The 17,614-nt window shown below is 60.3% G+C and carries 9 protein-coding genes; 5 read left to right on the top strand and 4 right to left on the bottom strand.

The features are described 5' to 3' along the window. Positions 1–125: 125 nt before the first annotated feature. The 3 genes from VMX79_03690 to VMX79_03680 all read right to left on the bottom strand — a co-directional run bounded on the left by VMX79_03690 (position 126) and on the right by VMX79_03680 (position 8,806). On the bottom strand, positions 126–1,187 hold the full coding sequence (locus tag VMX79_03690) for a hypothetical protein (GenBank protein ID HUV86194.1): 1,062 nt from the start codon (positions 1,185–1,187) through the stop codon (positions 126–128). Between the two features lie 266 nt (positions 1,188–1,453). After that, a complete protein-coding gene (locus VMX79_03685) occupies positions 1,454–3,316 on the bottom strand; it encodes an RNA-directed DNA polymerase (GenBank protein HUV86193.1) in 1,863 nt (620 codons plus the stop codon). 498 nt (positions 3,317–3,814) lie between these two features. Next, entirely contained in the window at positions 3,815–8,806 is a 4,992-nt protein-coding gene (locus tag VMX79_03680; GenBank protein HUV86192.1) for a sigma 54-interacting transcriptional regulator, read from the bottom strand. A gap of 252 nt (positions 8,807–9,058) precedes the next feature. Between VMX79_03680 and VMX79_03675 the strand changes: the two genes are divergently transcribed. The 5 genes from VMX79_03675 (at position 9,059) to VMX79_03655 (ending at position 15,529) form a co-directional block, all read left to right on the top strand. Beyond that, positions 9,059–9,343: a metal-sensitive transcriptional regulator gene (locus tag VMX79_03675; GenBank protein ID HUV86191.1), complete on the top strand. Its 285-nt coding sequence runs from the start codon at positions 9,059–9,061 to the stop codon at positions 9,341–9,343. Positions 9,344–9,534: 191 nt separating this feature from the next. After that, positions 9,535–10,812 (top strand): TolC family protein, encoded by a 1,278-nt coding sequence (locus VMX79_03670; GenBank protein ID HUV86190.1) that lies wholly within the window; start codon positions 9,535–9,537, stop codon positions 10,810–10,812. Between the two features lie 39 nt (positions 10,813–10,851). Then, positions 10,852–11,097 carry a heavy metal-binding domain-containing protein gene (locus VMX79_03665; GenBank protein ID HUV86189.1) on the top strand — a complete coding sequence of 82 codons (246 nt, stop codon included), beginning with the start codon at positions 10,852–10,854 and terminating at the stop codon, positions 11,095–11,097. 30 nt (positions 11,098–11,127) lie between these two features. Continuing rightward, entirely contained in the window at positions 11,128–12,411 is a 1,284-nt protein-coding gene (locus tag VMX79_03660) for an efflux RND transporter periplasmic adaptor subunit (protein ID HUV86188.1), read from the top strand. Positions 12,412–12,418: 7 nt separating this feature from the next. After that, positions 12,419–15,529, top strand: coding sequence for a CusA/CzcA family heavy metal efflux RND transporter (locus VMX79_03655; protein ID HUV86187.1), 3,111 nt, complete (start codon positions 12,419–12,421; stop codon positions 15,527–15,529). 33 nt (positions 15,530–15,562) lie between these two features. Here VMX79_03655 and VMX79_03650 read toward each other — a convergent pair whose 3' ends face one another. Beyond that, on the bottom strand, positions 15,563–17,500 hold the full coding sequence (locus VMX79_03650) for a serine hydrolase domain-containing protein (protein ID HUV86186.1): 1,938 nt from the start codon (positions 17,498–17,500) through the stop codon (positions 15,563–15,565). Positions 17,501–17,614 lie beyond the last annotated feature (114 nt).

Here is a 17,614-nt window from a genome sequence, read left to right as displayed (position 1 = left end):
CCCGCCCGGCCGCCCAACCGGCCACCATCTTTAAATAAACGCGGGTAGATGTTAAGGAAAAAATGCACGATAAGTGAACGTTTTGGTTATGTTAAAGTTCCATCGGACGAAGCGGGGCGACGTCGTTACCGCCGGCCGTTGGCCATCAGACGAACCGTACCGCGAACTCCGGGTAATACGGGAAATCGCATTCGGTAACCGCCGCCGCACCAAAAAGCTATCAAATTAGCCATAGCCGACATACCGCAATAAAAGTCAATACCGTAATATTCTCCTTGCCTCATATTAGGGACGTGTGGTTGAAGATGCGAGTCGGACGCGGGAAGGTCATCTTTCTCCTCCGGAACACTCGGCCCGTTTTCATTAACGGATTCGAAAGGGTCCCACGGCCTCCGGCGTCGTAGCTGGTTCGTATCGATTACTGAACGCTCCGCGTCAAGGTATTCGTTAAAAGCCTGGGTACTTTTGAAAAAACGCGTTTTGTTATATTTATCGCCGTATTGCAGGTAAAACTCCTTACCGTCAACCTGGAAAATGTTAAACACGTTTAACATCCCGAACGAAACCGTTCTCTCATATTCGGCACTTTCGAAGCCGAAAACGCTTTTAATAACCTGTCGCCCAAGCTCGGGAGTAACGAAACCCGCCCCGATTGCGGTATCGTACGCTGGTTCTAAAACGGCCGGATGGGTTCGGTTAACCCGTACCCAATACGTCCTGACGTCGGCGTCGCCCAAAACTTCTTTGGTTAAATCGTCCCTTAAAAGCAATTCATCCGGATAACTTACTTCGCTTTCCCCTTTAGTAATTCCGCGCGTAAACCTACTAACGTAATCCCTAACCGTTTCTTTTAACCCGTCGTCGTAAGACTCGAGCCTTTTAACGCCGTTGTAGACGATTATTTCGTAATACCCCATAAATATTTCAGGTTTGTATATATTCCAATCCTCGATAACCCAAGGCGATATTATCACTTGGTCTTCGCTCGCCGCGGTTTCGACGCCGCCGTACGTATTAAAATACTTGACCGCGATTGCCTTAGCTTCCTCGGGCGTTACGAAGTCTCCGGCCGGAACGCCGACCTTCTCGGCCGATATGCCGTCCACCGGTATAGCTCCTATAGCTGCCGCAGGGGTTGCTACCCCGGCAAACGTAAACGCTATCAACATTTTACTTACGAACTTCATCGCCTTCTCCTTTTGCTTAACGTCGTTTGCTACGGATTCGCCCAACCGGCCACCATCTTTAAATAAACGCGGGTAGATGTTAAGGAAAAAATGCACGATGTATGTTCAGGTTGATTATATATTAACTACGCATACGGGGCGACACCGTTTCGCGGCCGAAGCGGCGCCGAACCCGCGCGCCGGCGCCCGTACGTCCGCAAATTATTAAGCCCGGCCTCAGTTGAGGCCGGGCCACCCACACCCTTAACAGCGTAAGGGCATAATAGCTAAATGCCGTTATACGACACGCGGCACTCGCGGATGCGCTCGAGACGCGTCACCAACCGCATCCACGAGAGGTCGCAGGCCGCGATCTTCTGGTCCAACACGTCGACGAATTCGTCGCGGACGGCGCCGTTGTTCTTGAGCAGGTCGAGCTGGTGCAGCCGGTCGATGAACGCCGGCGAGTGTACGTCGGCCTCGCGTATCTCTTCCAGCAGCTTCAGGGCCAACTTCCGCTCGTTCGTAACGCGGAAGAAGTACTCGGGTAAATACTCGCAGTGCCCCACGTTGTAATAGCACATCATATCTTTAACGGCGTCGCTCAGCTCGAAAACCGGCCGCTGCCATAACGTTACCAACGCCGCGCGCATTACCGCCGGATTGGTTTCGTCCTCCGTCAAATCCTTAATGGTCTCCAGGTCGCCGGCGGTCAGCTCGAAGCTATTGAGGCAGGACAACGCCCCCACCCGCCAGTACCATTCCTTGCACGAGTCGACGGCGTCCTGCAGCGCGAGCTCTCTCAGCGCGGGCGAGTACTCGCGGCCGTACGCCGCCAACCGGTACAGGTAATATCGGTGGAACGGGAACATGAAGCCGGCGCGGGCCAACTTGATGACCAGCGCCCCCGTAAAATAACGGTCCCCGGCGAAGCGCCGCAGGTACCGGAAGTTGCGGGCCAGGAACTCGCGGTTCGGGTTTTCCAGGAATGACTGCAACGCCTGGTCGAAGACGGAATCGTCTTCCTGGTCTTCCAAAACGTCCAACGCTTTAAAATACACCGGTTCTAACTTACCGGCGTCTCCGGCCGCAAACCCCGTTTCTACGAACTCGCGCGCGTTATCCGCGCCCGCCACGGGGTCCTCGAAGCTCCCCAACCACCGCTCCGCGTCGGCGTCGAAGAGTTCAGCGGTCGGGACAAGCTGCGTCGTGCCGGATGTTAAATCGAAGCCGGATTCCCGCAAGGCTTTCTCGCATTCCAAGAGCGCACGGCGCGCCTGGTCCTCTTCCTTCGTGAAAATCAGAATGTCGTCGACGTACCGGATGTAACTGTCCGGCCCCTCGACGACACCCTTCTCCATCGCCCGGTCGAACTCCGCCAGGGCGAAGTTCGCGATAAATTTCGAAATTCGGTTTCCCTGCGGCAGGAAGCTGTCGTCCGTCGCCTCCGCGCCGGGTTTCCACGCCCAGTCCTTGTACATCCGGAACAACAGCTCCTGGGCGTCGGTCAACTCTTCGCCGCCGTTACTCTGGCCTTCGACGATTTTGCGGACGTGGTCGTGTAATGCCGTCACCCTTATACTCTTGAAAAAAGATGTGATTTCGGCTTTAGCGCAGTAGTCGTATTTCGCCGCGGCGTCCTTGGCCCTTTTGAAGTACCACGGCCACTCGGGCAGCCAGCCCACCGCCCACGATTCGAAATCGTGCGGTTCCCACGGCGTATCCCAACCGACGTCGCACGTCGTAACGTCTCCGGGCACTACCTTTTGGAGCTCTACGTCCGCCGCTTGTTCGATCTTCTCGCGAGCCTCGCGCCAACGGTAGGGTAAAACGCCGGCCGGTAATTTCGGGCCCAGAACCGGCGTAAGCTTCATTATGGCGGCGTAAACGACGATCAAGTCCAAGAGCGATACCAAAGCGCCGCACGTAGCCGTGTTTACGTTGCTCGGTACGTCTACCTGCAACAAAGGCGCCGGCGTATAGACGCCGTTGTCGATTTCTATTTTTATGCGGCGTGCAACCTGGGGAAGGTTGTACTTAATGTCGGCGTGGCCGATAACGTCGCTCACGAAATGGCTCGCCGCGTCCCGTAACGCGTACGCGCAAGCCGCTAGTATATCCTCGCCCGTGAGCCAAGAACTACTTGCCATTAATTTTACCTCGCGCTAAGTCCCGGGCGGCCCGTTACGACGTTCCGCCGGGGACCGGGTACGGGGAAATGCCCGGCCCCGTATCACGCCGTTGACCCGTTTAGTCTCCCGTACTGGGGGGCGGGCTGGCGGGCGGCGGCGGAATAATCGGCGGAAGGCCGTCGTTAGCTATGGCGGCAACGGGCGCGCATATGGACAATAAAAACGATATGACGATAAAGATTAGGCCGTACTTTTTTAAAGAACTCACGGTACCTCCTTTTCAAGATACTATTATATTGTAGCAAAAGTTATGCCATTCTCGCAACCTCTTATTTTATAACTATTTACGCCCCCGGCGGCCGTCCGACGGCGCGTTCTTGAACGCCGATATCGGCGAATTTAACGCCGGCCCCGGTGAAGCAATTCACGGAAAGCCCTTTAAATAAAAGGAAAAAAATAAACCGCCAAAATTGGCGGAATTCGCTAGAATTGGCGGCATCGCCGGCGTAGCGGGAGTTATCCGATTTTAAACCGATCTTTTTCTGATACGCCGTATTTCTTCATCTTGTAGCGTAAATTCGTTTCAGATATATCCAGACTGCGCGCCGCTTTCGACTTTACCCAATCCGACTCCCGCAAAGCGTTTAAAATCATTTCTCGTTCCAGCTGAGCGACGGACGCGTTCAAAGATACGCCGGTACGTTTAAATCCTTTTTCAGCCGCGCCGGCGATGTGCTTGGGCAACGACGCCGCTTCGACAACCGCGCCGGGCGAATTTACGATGGCGTAACGGACGCAGTTCTCGAGCTCCCGGACGTTGCCGGGCCAATCGTACGCCATCAGGAGGTCCATGCTTTCGGCGTTGAAACGGGGACGGTCCTTCTTTTCGCCCTTATAATACATCGTAATGAAATGGTCCAGCAACTCCGGGATGTCGTCCTTGTGCTCGCGCAACGGCGGGCAATTTATCATGTAGACGTTAAGGCGGTAATACAAATCGTCGCGGAACTTGCCGGCTTCGATAGCTCCGGGTAGGTCGACGTTGGTGGCGCTTATCACTCTCGCCTTCATCTGGATGGGGTTACGGGGGCCGCTCCCCAACCGGGAGAACTGTTTCTCCTGCAGGACGCGTAGGAACTTAGATTGAGTGTTTATGTTCATAGCGCCGACTTCGTCCAAGAAAATGGTCCCCTCGCCGGCGCGTTCGAACAAGCCTATCCTTTTATCTACGCCGGTGGCGGTGCCCTTTTCTATCCCGAACAACTCGCTCTCCAAAAGGGTCTCGGGTATGGCGCCGCAATTGATACCTATAAAAGGCTTGTCGGCGTCGATGCCGTCGTAATGTATCATCTTGGCAACGAGCTCTTTGCCGGTCCCGGAATCACCCACGATCAGGACGTCTATAGGGTTGCGGGCCGCGGTCTCGACCCGGGAAAGGATCTCCTTGGCCGCGGGGGACGAGCCGACGATGCGGCCGTAACCGACCCTCCTCTCCGAGGAGGGGGCGATCGAGACGCGCGCCTTCTCCAATTCCTGGCGACGCCGCTCGATTTCGTAGGCCGCGTTCTGGGCGAATATCTGGGCGAAGTTTAAATCCTCGTCGCCGAATAAATCGCCCCGCTCCAAACTATCGAGGTATATAACGCCCAAGAAGTCGCGGGCCGTGGCGACCGGTATACACATCAGCGACCGTATGCGGTGCAGGTGAACGCTATGGCTGTCCTTGAAACGGAAATCTTCCGCGGCGTTGGGGCTGAGTACGCCTTTGCGGGACCCCGCCACTTGCCCGATTATGGTTTGACAAATCGCCGACGCGTCCTCTATGGTGGGGTCGTCCACCCCCGCCGTTCCCTTGATGCGGAGCATGTTCTTATGCTCGTCGAAGAGGAAGATGACGCCACGTTCGGCGCCCAGTTTTTCCGTCAAATAAGATAAAATGTACCTAAGGAGTTCGTCCAGATCTTTTCGCTCGGATAGTTTTTTCAAACCGCCGGCCAGATCGGCCAACCGCTCTTGGCCTCTTTGCTCGGGTCGTTTCGCCATAAACAGGTCCCCTTCCAACTCGAATATACGCGTGCGGTATTTGTCTACGCCTATCTCCTTGAAAATGCCCTTCGCGTTCTCGAGGTCCCTCTCGGCCTCCGCCATTATACCAAAACTTTGGCTCGCCCGAAACAACTCGAGTTTCAGCTTCGCCCGAACGAAAAAAGTTTCCGCCGCAAAATATTTATTCTTCAACGATCGGAAACGCGCCAACGCCTGGTCAAGGTTCGGCTCGGCGACGTCCAGTTCGCCTCGGTATAACGCTATTTCCCCCAACGTCAAAACTACCTTGGCGTACTCGAACTTATCGCCCGCCTCCTCGAAGGCCGCCAAACACGGCACGAGCAACGCCTCGGCCGCGGCGAAATCCCCTTTAAGATAATCCGCCCGCCCGCGCAGCGCCCGTACCTCGTCGCTCCCCGACGAGACCTGTTGGCGGTTGAACACCTCCTCGGCCGCGGCGAGGTTTTTGACGCTCCTTTCGAATTGCCCGGTCTCGCAACACAGCAAAGCGCGGTTGTAATATACGTACGCCGCCAACGCGCCGACGTCCGCGCCCGACGCCTCTACCAGGTCCAGGTAAAATTCGGCCTTGCGGTACTCGCCGGCCCGTATCATATTCGCGGCCGCGCTCACGCGTACTACCGCCAGAAGCCGTTTGTCGTTTATAATTTTACACTCGGCCTCGGCCAGGTCGTACTGCTGCTGCGCCCGGCCGACGTAACCCTGGCGGAAGTAAATTTGGCCCAACCGCCCCAAAGAGGCTACGACCGCGTAGCGGTCGCCGGCCTTGCGGGCCAGCTCGACGCTTCGATGGGCAGCCTCCTCCGCGCCGTCGAAATCGCCGTCCCAAACCAATACGTCGGCGATCACGTTCAACGCGACCGAGGACAGGCGCGGATTCCCCGCCTCCCCCGCCAGCCGCGCCGCCTCCGTAAATTCCGGTAATGCCGCGTCGTAGTCCCCTTGGCCGTAGAATATAACGCCCTTTATGTATTTAATATAAGCCGCGGGGTTTTTGCGGGTCGGGGAAACGGCGACGTTCTCCGCCGCCCGGGCGTAGACGTGGGCGAGGTCGAAATCCTTTAACCCGTAATAGGCCCAAGCCAGCAAAGCATTGCTCAGAAAACGCTCGTCGGCGGTAAGGTCCCGCGCCGTCAGCTCGCGCAACTCCTGCGCCGGCCTTTCATAATCGCCGAGGCCCAGCCGCTCCTTCGCGATCTTCAATAGGAACCCGGGGCGGTCGGCGTACCCTTCGCCCCCCGTGCGGATTAAAAGTTCGTAATTACGCAACGCCGCGCGGTGGTCGCCGAGCGCAGCGTACGAATCCGCCAACCCGCCGATTACCTTCTCGTACTCGCGGCTGTCCCAACCCCCCTCCGTCGCCAAGGCCGTTTCCAGCAATTCGATCGCTTTTTCATGGTCGCCGTTCGCTTCCGCTACCCGGAACGCGGCCGTGAACCCATCGCGGGCGCGGGCGACATCGCCCAATCGTAAGTGCGTCCGTGCTCGCGTATGCAGCGCCTCCAGCGAACGGGGCGGGTTCTCCTCGAAATATTCCAACAAGTACCTGCGCGCTTCCTCGAGCCATCCCCCTTCTACGGACTCGAGAATGCTGTTATGCACCGCGGCGTTGGCGAAAGAGTAACCCCACCCGATGCCCTCCGTTTTAACGACGACGCCCGACTTCACCAACCTCCCCAAAACCGCCTTGTCTTCGATTAAACCCTCGGGGAATTGCCGACCGTACGCCGCGGCCACCGCGAGCGCCTTCCGCTCTCTGTAGTCCAACTTGCTTACGACGCTCGCGAAATAATCGTTCAGCGCAGCCGGTACGCGGAACGCGCGTAACTTCTTATAGTCGGTATGCCACCCGTCCATATCCCTAAGTAGTACCTTCTCGGACGCCATCATCTCCAGGATCCTCCGGACGACGCCCGGGTTCCCGGCGCCCTTGTCGCGCACGTACCGCAGCAGCGCCGGGTCGAGAGCCGTAACGCCCAGCACGTATTTGAGGTACTCCTCCGTTACGTCCGGCGTAAACCCCTTGAGGTTAAACTTCTTAACCCTTAACCCCCTCTCCGCGCCGGCCAGAAAACCATCCCCCAAATTCGCGCCGCCCCGGCGAAGGGGTCCGCGGAAGGCCACGACGAATTTAACACCGCTAACGGGGTAATTTATCAACCGCGTTATCGACCCCGCCAACTCCTCGTCGCGCGGCTCGACGTTATCCAACGCGACGAGCGAAAACTCATACTCTTCGCCCATCGCACTCAACGCCTCAAGGCCGCTCTGCTCCACCGCGAAACGGACGTCCTTTTTCCCGACGATGGTAGCCTCCAGCGAGTCCGCCTCTTCCTCTCCGCCGCCGGCGCCGCGTTTTCCCTCCTCGCCCGGCGCCGCCTCCAACTCTTTCCACAACGAGCTCAACGCCTCGTCGCCCGCGCCGCAATCGACGTACAAGAATAACCCGCCTTTCAATTGCGTAGTCTTACCCGCTTCTTTAATGAACGACGTCTTGCCTACGCCTTCCGTCCCCTCCACCAAGAAGATTTCGGCCCGCGGCCCGCCCTTGACCGGCGGCCCCGTTATCTCGTCCACCTCCTTTTCGTATTGGAAGAATTTCCCGGTCGCGAGGTCGTTGTCGAGGTAAGGCCAGCCCCGCAGCGGCACGTCCACTTTCCGCGCCAACCCGGCCAGCGCCGTCATGGCCTCGTACGCCGACACGAAACGGTCCGCGGGGTTGTGCTGAATGAAACCCGCCGCGTACTCGTCCAGTTCGGGGTACACCTCCGGCATGACTTCCGACAGGCGCAAATATTCGTAGTTCGCCTTACGCTTGATCTTGGAAATGTCGTCTCCCGGCAAGAAAGGCAGGCAGCTGGCGATGATCCGAAAAAACATTATCCCGAAAGAGTAGAGGTCCGAACGGGGGTCGTTTGAAACGCCCTGGAAAACCTCCGGCGCTATGTACTCCATCGTTCCCGAAACAGGATAAAGGTTCTCGCTCTCTACCAGCCGCGCCAGGCCGAAATCGCCGAGTATGAACTTCTTCTTGGCATAGGCCGCATCCTCGAAGATGTTGCTGGGCTTCACGTCGCCGTGGATGATGCCGCGGCGGTGGACGTAATCCAAGGCCGACAACAGCTGCAGCGAGAAGTCGAACAGGTCGGGTAGGTTCCTCAACGAGTCCGACCTATAGAGTACGGGGCCGGCGTAGTAGTCCATGGTGTAGTAGATATACGCCGGTTCCTCGCCAAAATCGTAAACGCGAACGATGTTGGGATGTTCCAGGTAGGTCAGCGTTTCGAACTCCCGTTTTAAGAGTTCGATAGGACGCGTCTTCGACTTCTGGACCGTCTTGATCGCGACCACTTTGCGCCGCGTCTTGTCGAGGGCTTTGACGACCTCCGACGTCGGCGTCTTGGCAATACGCTCGATAATTTCGAACCGCTGACCAAACATAGTACCGTATAGGGGAAATGGCGCAACCGCGCCGGCGAGCCCCCCCCACGGCACAAGACTCTACACTTTCCCCAAAATGTTATCATAAAAAATGTTTTATGTTAATAATAAAACGTGCCGGCCTTCACATATTACCCCGCGCCGGTGCCAAGCCACTACCCCGAAGGCGACGGTTCTAAATAAAGCGATTAGTATTTTTATACTTGACTTGTTTAGTCCTATATGTTATACTGTATACAGGTATAAGGTATCATGAAAAATAAAGGTGCCGAAAGCGAAATCACGAACGATATATTGCTCGCCCGCCTGGCACGGGTTGCGGGGCAGGTACGCGGCGTGTCGCGCATGTTAAACGAAGGCCAGTATTGCATCGACGTTATCGACCAGATCACGGCGGCGCGCCGCGCCTTGGAGAGGATAGCGCTGCTCGTAATGCAACGGCACCTGAATAGCTGCGTAAAGGACGGGATGGCCGCCGGCCGCGGCGAAGACCTGACTAAAGAGTTGGTCGATTCAATCTATAAATTTCTCCGTTAAAAAGAAATTATTTGAGGCCATATATAACCAAATCGCTTGTGTTAAAGAGCACTCATATGTACGCAACGCTGCAACGGGGGCGATACGGCGAGCCAGAGAAAATAAAAACTCGGAGAAGCTTGCCTACGCCCCCCGTACGCGGCGTTTTAATTCACCCGCGCTCGAGCCGTCACAAAGGCGTTTAAAGGAATATGAGGGGGTCTATTTTGTGGCGTAAGGTTTTAATAGCCTTCGCGCTAACGCCGGCCGCCGCGTGGCCGGACGCCGGTACTACCCTCGAGCCCGGCGCGCTGGCGGACGAGGTTCTGGCCGCAAACCCGGCGGCGGCCGCGGCCTCGGCTCGAGCCGAAGCCTACGACCGCGCCGCGGCCGCCGAAGGCCTTTGGCCCGACCCCCAACTCACCGTCGAAGCGTCCAACCTCCCGGCGGGCGACCTCGCGTTCGACCGGTCGCCGATGTCCGGCCTCCAATTCTACCTCCGCCAAACGATACCGCTGCCCGGAAAGAACACGTATCGGCGCCGCGCCGCGGAGGGAGGCGCCGCCGCCGCCGCCGCGGAACTCGAAACCACACGGCGCGAGTTAGTGGAACGAGCCAAACACGCCTATTTCGACCTCTACCTCGCGACGGCCCTGCGCGACGTCGTCGAGAAACAGAGGGCCTTCTGGGTAGATTACGGACGCGTAGCGCTGGCGCGTTACGCCGCCGGCCGCGGCCTGCAGGCCGACGTCCTGAAAGCGCAAGTAGAGCGTACGCTAACGGCTAACGAATTGCTGGAACTTTCGCGGCACGAGACGGTCGCGCGCGGCCACATAAACGTCCTCCTGAACCGCGCCCCCGATTACGACCTACCCCCGCTCGCCGGTTTGCCCGAAGCAACGGTCCCATATACGCTCGAAGAGCTTTACGACAAAGCGCTGGCGAACGACCCGGGAGTTGCGGCCGCCGAGGCGCTCCTGGCCTCCGCCCGGGCGGCTCGGTCGCTGGCGAAGGCATCGTTCTTGCCGGACCTCACCGCCGGGGTCGGGTACCGCCTCCGCGAAGAGGTGCCCATGGACCCCGTCGCGGGCGAGGATTTCTGGTCCTTCTCGGCCGGCGTGAGCCTGCCCCTCTTCGGTACCGTTAAGCATAGCCGGACGCTGGCCGAAAAAAGCGCGGCCGTTAGCGCCGCCGAAGCCAACGCCGCCGACGTCAAAAACAACCTCTTACGCGAAGTGGAAGAACTCTACGTTGCGAAGCGAACCGCCGAGGAACAGCTCGTTTTATTCGAAGAGGGGATATTACCTCAGGCCGAGGCCGCGCTGCGCTCGACGCTTGCGGCGTACGAGGCGGGAAAGGTGGATTTCACGGCGCTGCTTCAAAGCGAATTAACGTTATTTAAATATGAAAAAGAATACGTCGGCGTACAAGTCCGACGGCACAAAGCGCTCGCGTCGTTGGAGGCCGTCGTCGGCGAACGTTTTTATTAACGACCGGGCGAAATTAACCCTCGTTAAGGAGGAAACCCAATGCGCCAATACAAACTACCGGCGGTGGCGTTAATAGTAGCCGTCGCGTTCCTGAGCGTCGCGGCGCTCGCCGGCTGCAACAAGAAGGTCGGAGACGCGGCCGAGGCCGCGACGTACACCTGCCCTATGCATCCCGAAGTTACGTCCGACGAACCGGGCGAGTGCCCGAGCTGCGGCATGGACCTCGTGCCGGCCGAAGAGCTCGAGCCGGCCTCCGGCGAAATGCCCGAACACGGCGGCATGTAGCGGCTTTTGCCGCCCTGAGGTCGTGGTTTTATGGCGAGTAATAGAAAGACGTTCCTGATCGCGGGCGCCATAGTCGCCGCGGTCGTGCTGGCCGCGGGGGGAGGGCTGCTGGTCCGTCAACATGCGGTCGGCGGCTTCCCCTTCGCCGGCGGCTCGAGCGGCCGGGTCTACAACTGCCCGATGCACCCGTACTACACGTCCGACCGCCCCGGCGAGTGCCCGATATGCGGGATGGACCTGGTCCCGGTGGAGAAGGAAGACGAGCGCGCCGGCCACGAATCGCACGTGGCGGGCTTCGCCTCGTTGGAGCTCGAGCCGCGTCAACAACAGCTCATCGGCGTTACCACGGCGCCCGTCGAACGAAAGGCGGTTAACCGCACCGTACGCGCCGTCGGGACCGTCGTGCCGGACGAGCGGCGCGTCTTCGTCATCCACAGCAAAGTCAGCGGCTGGATCGACAGGCTATACGTCGACGCGACGGGCCAACCGGTAGCCGCGGGGCAGCCGCTGCTCGCCATCTACAGCCCGGAGGTATACGCGACGCAGGAGGAATACCTCGTGGCGAGTGAATCCGCCCGGGAGCTCGAGGGGAGCCCGTCGGAGGAAGTGACGCGAGGGGCTGAGGCTTTACGAGAGGCCGCGGAACGTCGGCTCGAGTACTGGGACGTGCGCCCGGGCGAGCTCGAGCGCCTGGCGGAGGCGGGACGGCCGCTGAAAGCCCTAACCGTCCGCTCGCCGTACGGCGGCTACGTTATGGATAAGCACGCCCAGGTCGGGATGTACGTCCAGCCCGGAATGCCGCTCTACACGGTCGCGGACCTCTCCCGGGTTTGGCTCGAGGCCGACATCTACGAACACGAAATCCCGTTCGTGAAAGTAGGCCAGCGGGTCACGATCACCCTCCCCTACTACCCCGCGGAGCCGCTGGAGGGCACCGTACGGTTCATCTACCCCTTCCTTGACGCTAAAACGCGTACGGCGCGCGTCCGCGTCGACGTCGCCAATCCGGATTTAAAATTGAAACCCGGCATGTTCGCCGACGTTAGCGTCGAACAAGAACTCGGCGAGCAGCTCGTCGTGCCGAGCGAAGCGGTGTTGGATTCCGGTAAGCGGAAGATCGTCTTCGTCGCGCACGCGGGGGGCCATTTCGAACCGCGCGAGGTAACGGTCGCGGCGAGGTTGGACGACTACTACGTCGTCGCCGCGGGCCTGCGCGAGGGCGAAGAGGTCGTGACGAGCGGCAACTTCCTCCTCGACTCCGAAAGCCGCATCAAAGGCGCGCTCGCCGGTATGGCGGGCGAACACCAACACTGACGACGCTATGCTGGGGAAATTAGTCGAGCTCGCGGCCAAGAACAAGTTCGTCGTCGTACTCCTCGCGGCGTTCGCCGTGGCATGGGGAATCTGGGCCATCGCCCGCGTCCCCCTCGACGCCATCCCCGACCTCTCCGACATACAGGTGATCGTCTTCACCGAGTGGCCGGGCCGCAGCCCCGACCTGGTGGAGGACCAGGTAACGTACCCGCTCGTCTCGTCGATGCTGTCGGCGCCGCGCGTTAAGGTCGTCCGCGGTTACTCCTTCTTCGGCCTCTCCTTCGTCAACGTCATCTTCCGCGACGGGACCGACATGTACTGGGCCCGCAGCCGCGTCCTGGAGTACCTCAGCCAGACGCGCGAGAAGCTGCCCGCCGGCGTGACGCCCACCCTCGGCCCGGACGCCACCGGCGTGGGGTGGGTCTTCCAATACGCGCTAGTAGATAAATCGGGCCAAAACGACCTCGCCTCCCTCCGCGCTTTCCAGGATTGGCATTTAAAGTACTGGCTCGAGTCGGTGCCCGGCGTCGCCGAGGTCGCGAGCGTGGGCGGCTTCGAGAAGACGTACCAGGTCAAAGTCGACCCCAATAAACTCGCCTCCTACGGCGTTCCGCTCGGTAAGGTCGTCGCCGCCATCCGCAGCTCCAACGAGGACGTCGGCGGCCGCGTCGTGGAGCTCAGCGGCAAGGAATATATGGTCCGCGGCCGCGGCTACATAACGTCGCTCGAAGATATCGAGAACGTAGCCGTTTCCGCAGACGAGCGCGGCGTCCCCATCCTGATAAAGAACCTGGGCGTGGTGACGTACGGCCCGGACATGCGGCGGGGCATCGCGGAGCTCGACGGCGAGGGCGAAGTCGTGGGCGGCATCGTCGTGATGCGCTACGGCGAGAACGCGCTCGACGTCATAAACCGCGTCAAACGGAAACTCGCCGACGTCGAGCCGTCGCTGCCGCCGGGCGTCGAGGTCGTCACGACGTACGACCGCTCCGACCTCATCAAAGAGTCTATCCGCACGTTGGTCGAGAAACTCCTCGAAGAGTTCCTCATCGTCAGCCTGGTGTGCATCGTCTTCCTGTTTCATTTCCGCAGCTCGCTGGTCGCGATCATCATGCTGCCGGCCGCGATAGTAATCGCCTTCATCCCGATGTTCTACATCGGCCTGACCTCCAACATCATGTCCCTGGGCGGCATCGCCATCGCCGTCGGCGTGATGGTGGACGCCGCGGTGGTGATGGTGGAGAACGCCCACAAGCGGCTCGAGCAGTCGCCGGGGGGCGACCGGCGGCGGATAGTCGTCGCGGCCGCGAAGGAGATGGGAAGGCCGCTGTTCTTCTCGCTTTTGGTTACGACCGTCTCCTTCCTGCCGGTATTCACGCTCGAGGCCCAGGAGGGACGGCTCTTTAAACCGCTCGCGTACACGAAGACGTTCGCCATGTTCTTCGCGTCGTTTTTGTCGGTAACGCTGGTGCCGGTTTTAATGGTCTGGCTCGTGCGCGGCAAGATCCGCCCCGAGCACAAGAACCCGCTCAGTCGGCTGCTCATCCGCGTCTACCGGCCGCTGGTGGACTTCGCGCTCCGGCACCGGTACGCCGTTATCGTGGGCGCCGCCGCGGTAATGTTAATCTCGGTCCCGGCCTTCCTGGCGCTCGGCTCGGAGTTTATGCCGCCGCTCTACGAGGGGACCATACTCTACATGCCGACGACGCTCCCCGGCATCGGCCCCACCACCGCCGGCCGCCTGCTCCAAGTTCAGGATAAGCTATTCAAGACCTTCCCGGAGGTCGATACCGTCTTCGGCAAGATAGGCCGCGCCGATACCGCGACCGACCCCGCCCCCATGGCCATGGTCGAGACGACGGTGACGCTCAAGCCCAAGCGCGAGTGGCGCAAGGGCATGACGTACGAGAAGCTCATAAAGGAGCTGGACGCCTCTTTCGCCTTCCCGGGCGTTACCAACGCGTGGACGATGCCCATTAAGGGCCGCATCGACATGCTAACCACCGGCATCAAGACCCCCGTCGGCGTCAAGGTCTTCGGGCCGGACCTGGAGGGCATCGCCGCGTACGCGCAACACATCGAGGCTATCCTGAACGACGTCCCCGGCACCAGGAGCGTCTACGCCGAGCGCGTCACCGGCGGGTACTATCTGGATATTACCCCCGACCGCGAGGCGTTAGGCCGCTACGGCCTGACCGTCGAAGAGGTTGAAAGAGTCGTCGAGGTCGCCGTCGGCGGCATGAACGTCGACCGGACCGTGGAGGGGCGCGAGCGCTTCGGCATAAGCGTCCGTTATTTCCAAGACTACCGCGACGACCCGGAGGCGATAAAGCGCGTGCTGGTGCCGACGCCGGCCGGGCCGCCGGTCCCGCTGGGGCAACTGGCCGACGTAGAGCTGACGACCGGCCCGGCCGTCGTCAAGGACGAGAACGGTTCGTTGTCGGGCTGGGTTTACGTCGACGTCGAGGGGCGGAGCGTGGGTTCGTACGTGGAGGATGCCAAGAAGGCCGTGGCCGCGAAACTCCCCCCGAAACCGGGATACCATATCGTATGGACGGGCCAGTACGAGGCTATGGAGCGCGTGCGCGAGCGCCTTACCTTCGTGCTGCCGCTGACGCTCGCGATAATCTTCGTCTTATTATACTTCAACTTCCGCTCGGTAACGGAAACGTTTATCGTCCTGTTGTCGGTGCCCTTCGCGCTCGTGGGCGCCATATGGCTGATGCTCATATTGGGATACAATATGTCGATCGCGGTGTGGGTGGGGATAATCGCGCTCGCCGGCGTCGCCGCGGAGACGGGCGTCGTGATGATCGTTTACCTCGACGACGCGTATAACAAGCGGAAGGGCGAGGGCCGGTTGAAGACGCTCCGCGACCTTGTCGAGGCCGTGGAAGAGGGCGCGGTGCAGCGCGTCCGCCCCAAGATGATGGTCGTAACCGCCATCATTATGGGCCTGCTGCCGATAATGTGGAGCGCGGGCGCCGGCGCCGACGTGATGAAACGCATCGCGACGCCGATGGTCGGCGGGATGGTGACCTCCACCATCCTCACGCTCGTCGTAATCCCCGCCGTCTACACGTTCTGGCGAGGCCGGGGGCTGCCCCGCGAAGAGTAAACGCCGCGCACGCCGACGCCCGTCGGAACCCGATTAATACCGGAAACCCAGCAGGTTCCAGTAATTCAACCACAGCACGAACGCCGCCGCGGCCAAAGCTACCAGCGTATAGTGCACGCGGCCGGGTACGCGCCAGAACCCCTTAACCCACGCGACGACGGCCAGGACGACGACTGCCACCGCCAATACGGTGGTAACAATTGGGATCACCAACGCCGCCTTCAAGCCGGCCGACAAGCCGTAGAGCACGCCCACCGGGTCGAAGAAGCGCATCACGGCGACGACGAAGATGACGTTCAAAAGGCCCAAACACCACGCGCAGAGCCGCGTAAGGCGCGCGAGGAACGGGTCACGGGGGCGCTGCCGGCGGCGGCCCAGAAACCAGCCCACCGGCCAGATGAATATCGCCGAAAGGAAGACCGCCAGGCACGCGCCCAGCACGACGCGGTGAAACGGCGCGGCCCGATACCACGGAACTCTGATCAGGACGTTGCTGAGGTCGTTCTCGAAGAAGGCGCACTTAACGCGGCCACTCCCGTCCACGGCGAAGACTAACTTATCGCCCAACGTCTCGTCGGCCTCGACGCGACGGAATATTCCCGGCTCGAGCTCCGCGTACCGGCACGGCGGCCGGCCCATACCGCCCGGAGCGAGCAGATACCCTTCCGGCGTTACCTTCAACGTAGTCGGGTTTAAAAATTCCGATAATTTCATTAGACGGGTGAAAACGCTACGCGATACCAAGTACGGGCCGGCGTAGCGCGCCGCGGCGTCCGCCGCCCCCGGCCCGGGCTTGGGCGCCGGTTCCTTGGCCGCGGGGAAATACCGGTCCGCGAACCCGCGCAACAAATCGAAGCGCGCGAAGGTCCCGTCGGGGCTGTTATACGATACGTAGACGCCTACGCCCCGTTCCGGGAACAACGCGAGGGCGGTATGGAAGTAAATCGTATCGCCGCCGTGCCAGACGACGCGTTCGCCGTTGAGCGTCATTTCCATAAAGCCGTGGACCCAGCCGTTGACGCGCGGGTCCGCCGTGAAGAGGCGGCGGTGCATCTCGCGGGCCGCGGCTTCGCCCAGAATGCGCCTCGAGCCGTAGCGCCCTTCCTGCAAATGAGCTAACATAAACCGCGCCATGTCCGGCGCCGTCGCGCTCATCGAGCCCGCGGGATACTCCTGCAACAATTCGAAATCCTGCGCCTCGAAGGCGCCGCCCTCGAACTCGTACCCCACCGCCACGTCCGCCGCGAGCGCCGGCGGCACCGGCTCGCGGAACGTGCTGCGCTCCATCCCCAGCGGCTCGAAGATGTTCTTTTCAACGTACTGGTCAAAGGGTACGCCCGAGACCACTTCCACGATGTAACCGGCCAGCGACGCGCCGTAATTGGAGTAGGCCGGGACCTCGCCCGGCGGGAAGACGCGCGCCGGGACGCCGTCCTTCAAGTACGTCGCCAGGGGCTTTAAGCCATCAGGCCCCGCCTTTAATATGCCGACCCGCCGGTCTTCGAAACCCGCCGTGTGCGTCATAATATCGGCTACCGTGACCGGCTTGCCGAAGGCGGGCGGTATCTTGAAATCCGTAAGGTAATCGTTCACGTCGGCGTCGAGGTCCACCTTCCCCTTTTCCACTTGCTGCATCACCGCGGTCCAGGTGAAGACCTTGGATACCGAGCCGGCGCGGAAAACGGTTCGCTCCGCGACTACGGGCCGGTGCGTCGCCAAATCGGCGTAGCCGTACCCCTTCGCGAAGAGAAGCTCGCCGTCGGCGACGACCGCGACGGTCGCCCCAGGGATGTGGTAGGACTTGAGCTGTTCCGCCATCACGCCGTCGACGAAAGCCTCTACCTCGAGCGGGTCGGCGAAAACGCCCGTCGGCGCCGCCGCAACCGGGGGCGGTTCGGCGCCGAAGGCCGCCGTCGCGAAGACGACTAGCGCGGCCGCAGCCGTTACGTAAGCGTTCGCACTTTTTCCCACGATACCTCCTTCGATTTCCGAGAGCTCCGTTGCACCTATCTCATTATAAACGCGACGTTGAGCCGTGTCTACGTCAAAATGTTCCGGTTGTTGGGACGCACTTGTAGGGACATC

It is taken from the genome of bacterium (genome assembly GCA_035529855.1).
Lineage (GTDB): Bacteria > RBG-13-66-14 > B26-G2 > WVWN01 > WVWN01 > WVWN01.
This window is presented reverse-complemented; position numbering and strand designations above follow the sequence as displayed.